This is a genomic window from Pseudoalteromonas sp. HM-SA03 (assembly GCF_002289345.1).
Taxonomy (GTDB): domain Bacteria; phylum Pseudomonadota; class Gammaproteobacteria; order Enterobacterales; family Alteromonadaceae; genus Pseudoalteromonas.
In genome coordinates this window covers 1-683 of sequence record NZ_NSDG01000189.1, presented here as the reverse complement: position 1 = coordinate 683, position 683 = coordinate 1, and the positions used below count along the sequence as shown (strand labels likewise).

General features: G+C 45.7%; 1 protein-coding gene. It reads right to left on the bottom strand.

Features of this window, described 5'->3' with window-relative positions:
- On the bottom strand, nucleotides 1–683 hold a 683-nt coding region (locus CKO50_RS23255; protein ID WP_176474743.1), incomplete at both ends, for a phage late control D family protein.

Genomic DNA, 683 nt, shown 5'->3' with positions numbered 1-683 from the left:
GCGGCGGGCTCAAAATAGCTACGCTGGGCCGAGCTGACGGAGGTTGGCGGATGGGCATTCATATGCACTTGTGAGCCACCCATTTTAAAACGATGGCGGCTTTGGCACTGCGTAAACCCAACAAAGCCAGTTTTATGCTCGTGAACCAGACCATCTTTATCCGTTACCGACAGCAAGCCTCGCTCAATATAGGGGCTTGCAAGATTCCCCTCGGCAATCACTATCGACTCAATAAAATCATGGCACTCAAACCAATAAATTAAGCCGTACTTTGCTAAGAGTCGGGTGAAAAAGGTGTAGTCGTTTTCTAGTGCTTGTACGCACTGGGGTAGCGTGGGTAAATCTTTAGTGACTCGCCATTTTATCCGGTCTTGTGAATAGCCGGCTTTTTGTATCAACTTATTGAGGACAGATTGGACATTGGCTTGTACAAAGATTTGGCTTTTTTCTGTTTGCTTAAGTAACTCAAGGCGAGGCTTTAAAATCACCTCTGCACCACAGGTGTGCTCAGACACAAAACCAGATTGGATATCAAACAAAGTCCCAGTGAAATAGGTTGATATTGCATCTGGTGACTCAATTTCAAACGTGAGCATATTGCCGACGAGTAACTCATCAGCCAGGTCAAATTGGGATTCTAGGTTCGCTTTGAGTAAAAAGCCGCTATTGATACAGGTCGTGAG